The 506-nt window shown below is 53.4% G+C and carries 1 pseudogene; it reads right to left on the reverse strand.

From position 1 onward, the window contains the following. Positions 1-301 (reverse strand): annotated as a pseudogene (locus tag PsAD37_RS21295) (IS21 family transposase); the annotation flags it as partial. Between the last annotated feature and the right edge of the window lie 205 nt (positions 302-506).

A 506-nucleotide genomic window follows, 5' to 3' on the forward strand; every position in this document is an offset into this window, starting at 1 on the left:
CAAACACAAAGGGTTTACGGCTGTGGCACAGACGGAAATGGGCAACCTTTATCTTCTGAGCAACACCGCCCAGCACAACATGTTCTTCACTCCAGTCAAATTGAAGCGCATCCCCAGGTTGAAACTGCAGCGGGATAAACGCCTCACCAGACCACGGTTTAGCTCGCTTCAGATCACGGATAAAACGTTGAACCGGAGAATAAGAGCCCGTATATCCCTCAAGAACCAACTGCTCATAGAGCTGTAAGGCTGTCCGGCGCTCCCGCCGTGGGCGCTTCTGCTCCAGTTCATACCATTCCAATAAACGGCTTTCAAAAGCAGCCAGCTTGTGACGGATCGGGGAAACCTGACGTTGATAACGCGGCGGCGATGCATCACTGTGTGCGTCCGGCGAACCCGACCTACAAAACGGAAATAGGCCCTGTTACGCTGGCTTAGCAGCGTAACACCACGGCATGAGATCGTTGAGGCGGGTGATCTTGTGATCAGCGATTTGAGCCAGAACC

This window comes from Pseudovibrio sp. Ad37 (assembly GCF_001623075.1).
GTDB lineage: Bacteria > Pseudomonadota > Alphaproteobacteria > Rhizobiales > Stappiaceae > Pseudovibrio.